The sequence below is a fragment of the Halomonas sp. genome (genome assembly GCF_014859505.1).
GTDB lineage: Bacteria > Pseudomonadota > Gammaproteobacteria > Pseudomonadales > Halomonadaceae > Halomonas.
On sequence record NZ_JACUUD010000175.1, the window covers coordinates 1 to 4,742 of the forward strand.

General features: G+C 66.0%; 5 protein-coding genes and 1 pseudogene. 1 reads left to right on the forward strand and 5 read right to left on the reverse strand.

What is annotated here, in order from left to right; all coding sequences use genetic code 11:
* The 5 genes and pseudogenes from IBX53_RS14705 to IBX53_RS14725 all read right to left on the reverse strand — a co-directional run.
* Positions 1-206, reverse strand: a pseudogene (locus tag IBX53_RS14705) (hypothetical protein); the annotation flags it as partial.
* A gap of 53 nt (positions 207-259) precedes the next feature.
* Entirely contained in the window at positions 260-1,426 is a 1,167-nt protein-coding gene (locus IBX53_RS14710; protein WP_290910706.1) for a nucleotide sugar dehydrogenase, read from the reverse strand.
* Positions 1,427-1,576: 150 nt separating this feature from the next.
* Positions 1,577-2,014, reverse strand: coding sequence for a low molecular weight protein-tyrosine-phosphatase (locus IBX53_RS14715; protein ID WP_290910709.1), 438 nt, complete (start codon positions 2,012-2,014; stop codon positions 1,577-1,579).
* An 88-nt stretch (positions 2,015-2,102) separates the two neighbouring features.
* Complete coding sequence (locus tag IBX53_RS14720) at positions 2,103-2,801, reverse strand: pseudouridine synthase (RefSeq protein ID WP_290910711.1); 699 nt, start codon at positions 2,799-2,801, stop codon at positions 2,103-2,105.
* Complete coding sequence (locus IBX53_RS14725; protein WP_290910714.1) at positions 2,801-3,616, reverse strand: amidohydrolase; 816 nt, start codon at positions 3,614-3,616, stop codon at positions 2,801-2,803. Before IBX53_RS14725 ends, IBX53_RS14720 begins: the two co-directional genes overlap by 1 nt.
* A 136-nt stretch (positions 3,617-3,752) precedes the next feature.
* Here IBX53_RS14725 and rarD point away from each other — a divergent pair, with 136 nt between their 5' ends.
* On the forward strand, positions 3,753-4,661 hold the full coding sequence (gene rarD / locus IBX53_RS14730; RefSeq protein WP_290910717.1) for an EamA family transporter RarD: 909 nt from the start codon (positions 3,753-3,755) through the stop codon (positions 4,659-4,661).
* The last annotated feature ends 81 nt before the right edge of the window (positions 4,662-4,742 follow it).

Below are 4,742 nucleotides of genomic sequence, written 5' to 3' on the forward strand. Positions count from 1 at the left end.
TAGCGCATCTCGAGCGGCAGCAGCAGCCGATCGGCGACGGGGGCCAGGCTTGCCAGCACCAGGATCGACAAGCCAAACCCTGCGACTACCCCGCCCGTGCGCCGGAAGCGCCAGGCCAACAGCACAAGGCCCAGCGCCATCAGCCCCAGGCTGATCGGCAGCGGCATCAGCAGCTGCCCGGCCGACACCTTCAGCAGGTCATACATTCACAGGCTTCGACATTCACAGGCTCCGGGCGACATCGAGATTGGCGGCGGGATCAATCGCTGCCGAAGAGGTCGCGGGTGTAGACCTTCTCGGCCACGTCCTCGAGCTCGGCGGCCATGCGGTTCGATAGGATCACGTCGGCCTCGGCCTTGAAGGCGTCGAGGTCGCGCATCACCCGGGAGCCGTAGAAGGTCTCCTCCGCGAGCACCGGCTCATAGACCACCACCTCGATACCCTTGGCCTTGATGCGCTTCATCACCCCCTGCATGGCGCTGGCGCGGAAGTTGTCGGAACCGGTCTTCATGATCAGCCGGTAGACCCCCACCACGCGGGGCTTGCGGCGCAGCACCGATTCGGCGATGAAATCCTTGCGAGTGCGGTTGGCATCCACGATGGCCGCGATGATGTTGCTCGGCACATCCTGGTAGTTGGCCAGCAGCTGCTTGGTATCCTTGGGCAGGCAGTAGCCGCCGTAGCCGAACGAGGGGTTGTTGTAGTGCTTGCCGATGCGCGGGTCGAGCCCCACCCCCTCGATGATCTGGCGAGTATCCAGGTGGTGGGTCTCTGCGTAGCTGTCCAGCTCGTTGAAGTAGGCCACCCGCATGGCGAGGTAGGTGTTGGCGAACAGCTTGATCGCCTCCGCCTCGGTGCTGTTGGTGAACAGCACCGGGATCTCGTCGTCCTCCGCCCCCTGCTTGAGCAGCCCGGCGAAGGTCTCGCCCCGCGCGGAGTGCTCCCCCACGATGATCCGTGACGGATGCAGGTTATCGTAGAGCGCCCTGCCCTCGCGCAGGAACTCCGGCGAGAAGATCAGGTTCTCGGTGCCGAAGCGCGCGCAGGCCTCGACGGTATAGCCCACCGGCACGGTGGACTTGATCACCATCACCGCCGCGGGGTTGATCGCCATCACGTCCTGGATCACCGACTCGACGCTCGAGGTATTGAAGGTGTTGGTCTTCGGGTCGTAGTCGGTGGGCGTGGCGATCACCACAAAATCGGCATCGCGGTAGGCGGCCTCCTTGTCCAGAGTCGCCGTGAAATCGAGCCCACGGTTGGCCAGGAAGTCGCTGATCTCGGCATCCTCGATGGGCGAGTGCCCCTCGTTCAGCATCGCGATCCGCTCGGGGACGATATCCACCGCCACGACCCGATTGTGCTGGGCCAGCAGCATGGCATTGGAGAGGCCGACGTAGCCGGTACCGGCAATGGCAATTTTCACAGACACTCCTTGAAAGTCATTGAGACACAAACGCTGAAAAACCGATCAAAATAGAACAGGTAGGCACATTGTTGGATAGACCGTTTCCAGTCTCCTGGAGACTCCGGTTTCACGACGAGAGTGTCAGCTTCTAGCGTATCCTTCTAGATCCTAAAGGCGGTTGGCCCAGGCGTCAGTGGCCTGCTTCAGAAGCATGTGCACATGTTCGAACACTTCCCTGCTCTTGCGATATGGGTCGGGGATCTCCTTGCCCTTGCCTGCTTCCAGCCATTTTCCCAGGGTCATGGTCTTTCCGAGGGCCTCCGGGGCAAGGTCGGCGATGGCGCGACGCTGGCCGTTGCTCATGACGAGGATCAGGTCAGCGGAATGGAGCATATCAACGGTGAGCTGTCGGGCCTGGTGGCCGGAGACATCTAAGCCTTCGGCTTCGACGAGGGCGCGGGCCGTAGGTTCGACGCCGTGGCCGACCAGAGCACCGAGGCCGGCGGAACTCAGCTGCTTGTCCGGCATCGACCGGCGCAGCATGGCTTCGGCCACTGGGCTGCGACAGATGTTACCGGTGCAGACCACCAGAATGTGCTGAAACATGCGTGGTTACCCTCTTTCCCGGGACGCGGTACTGAGAGGCGTATCCGAGGTCGTGGAAGTGGAGTCAAGGGGGGCTCTGACCCCGAAGTCAGAACGCGGCGATCTCCTCGGCCGTCAGTGCGCGCCATTCAGCTTCGGGCAGCTCGCCCAGCGCCAGCGGGCCGATGGATTCCCGATGCAGGGCCGCCACGTGGCAGCCGATGGCGGCGAACATGCGCTTCACCTGGTGGTACTTGCCCTCATGGAGGGTCAGTTCGGCCACGGTGGGCTCGCGCATGGCAAGCTCCGCCGGGCGGGTAGGCCGCTCCTCGCCATCCAGAAGTACGCCCTCGGCGAAGGCGGCGATGGCCGCCTCGAGGGCCTCGCCCTCCAGCGGCTCGTCCAGGGTGACCCGGTAGACCTTGCCAAAGCGATGCTTGGGTGAGGTGACCCGGTGGGACCACTGGCCGTCGTCGGTGAGCAGCACCAGGCCGGTAGTGTCGACGTCGAGCCGCCCCACCGTCTGCAGGCGCTCCACCTTGGGCAGCTCGACCAGGTCGATGGCCCGCGGGTAGAGGGTGCGCCGGGCGGTGCACTCCACGCCGGCGGGCTTGTGCAGCATCACGTAGCGCAGCCCCACCAGCGCCAGCGGCGCGTCGTTCCAGGTCACGCGGCTGGCCTCGCCGATCTGCGTGGCGGGATTCTTGATGATCTCGCCATCGACGCTGACTTCGCCGCGATGCAGGGCCTTCTTGGCCAGGCTGCGGGTCAGCTCGGTGGTCTCGGAGAGGAAGCGGTCCAGTCGCATCAGAAGCCGACCCCGTCGGAAAGGGTGAAGTGGTCGGCGTCGCGCCAGGCGGGAAACTTCTCGCGGAAGTCCCGGAGCTCATCCAGCGACAGGGTGGCGGTCTTCATGAAGACGGTGCCTTCGGGCTCGTCGATCAGCGCCTCGCCCTTGGCGTCGATCAGCATGGAGTCGCCGGCGTAGGGCAGCCCGTTGGCGTCCTCGCCGACGCGGTTCACGCCGATCACCGGGCAGAGGTTCTCGATGGCGCGGGCCTGCAGCAGGATGCGCCAGGGGTGACGCCGCGGCGCCGGCCAGTTGGCCACGCAGAGCAGGGCGTCGTATTCGAAGTGCTCGTCCGGCGCCGGCTGCTGGCGCAGCCAGACCGGGAAGCGCAGGTCGTAGCAGACGCTGAGCAGGAGCCGAAAGCCCTTGAGCTCGACGATCACCCGCTCGTGGCCCATGGCGTAGCGCTCGTGCTCGCCGGCCATGCGGAACAGGTGGCGCTTGTCGTAGGTCGCCATTGACCCGTCGGGGCGCGCCCACACCAGGCGGTTGAAGTAGTTGCCATTCTCGACCACCGCCACGCTGCCGGTCACCACGCAGCCGCGCCGCCAGGCCTGCTCCTTGAGCCAGGCCACGGTGCGGCTTTCCGCCATGGGCTCGGCCATCTCGCGGGAGTTCATGGTGAAGCCGGTGGCAAACATCTCGGGCAGCACGATCAGATCGGTATCGGCCTGACCGAGATTGCCCAGGGTCTCCTCCAGCATCCGGCAGTTGGCGTCGGGGTCTTCCCAGCGCAGGTCGCACTGCACCAGGGTCGCTCTCAGTTCGCTCATGGGGCGCTCCCGCTCCGGTGGTTGATAGGCCGCTAGCGTACCCCAGGCCCGGAGCCACGTCAGCCGTCCCCGTGGCGGTTAGCCCGATAGGCTGCTAACGTACTTCCCTCGTCTTTCCCCACCGTCCAGAGGCCTCATGCGTCCATCCCCCGCCGCCACCCCCGACCGGGAGCCCGCCAAGGGGGTCGCCTTCGGCCTCTCCGCCTATATCCTGTGGGGCTGCTTCCCGCTCTTCTTCGCCCTGTTCCAGGGGGTGCCGGCCTTCGAGATCCTGATCCACCGGATCCTCTGGTCCTGTCTGTTCCTGGTGGGGCTGGTCACCCTGCTGCGGCGCTGGGCCCCGATCCGCAAGGCCCTGAGCGAGCCGCGCCGGCTGGGCACGGTGCTGGGCTGTGCCCTGCTGATCGCGATCAACTGGGGGATCTACATCTACGCGGTGGAGACCCGCCAGGTGCTGCAGGCGAGCCTGGGCTACTTCATGACGCCGCTGGTCAACGTGGCGCTGGGCATGCTGGTGCTGCGCGAGACCATGCACCGGCTGCAGGCCGCCGCGGTGGGGCTTGCTGCGCTGGCGATCCTGATCCAGCTGCTGATGCTCGGCGAGCTGCCCTGGATCAGCCTGGGTCTTGCCTTCTCCTTCGGCACCTACGGGCTGCTGCGCAAGCAGGTGCCGCTGGATGGCCTCTCCGGGCTTTTCGTGGAGACCCTGCTGCTGCTGCCCCTGGCGCTGCTCACGCTCGGCTGGCTGGTCCAGGTCGACCTGTCCCACTTCCTGGGGGAGACCCGCACTACCCTGTTGCTGGTGGCCAGCGGCGTGATCACCGCCCTGCCCCTGCTGGCCTTCGCCGGCGCGGCCAGGCGCCTGCGCCTGGCCACCCTGGGCTTTCTGATGTACATCAACCCCACCATCCAGTTCGGGATCGCCCTGCTCGTCTTCGGCGAACCGCTCACGGCGGTGCAGCTGGCCACCTTCCTGCTGATCTGGGCCGGCCTTGCGCTCTACACCTGGTCCGCCTGGCAGGGGCGGACAAGAGCGGCGACCTAGGTGGCACCGACCAGGAGCCCTTCGGTCTCCATTCGCCGGGCGGAGCCCAGCTCCCACAAAAACAACAAGGCCGGTGATTGG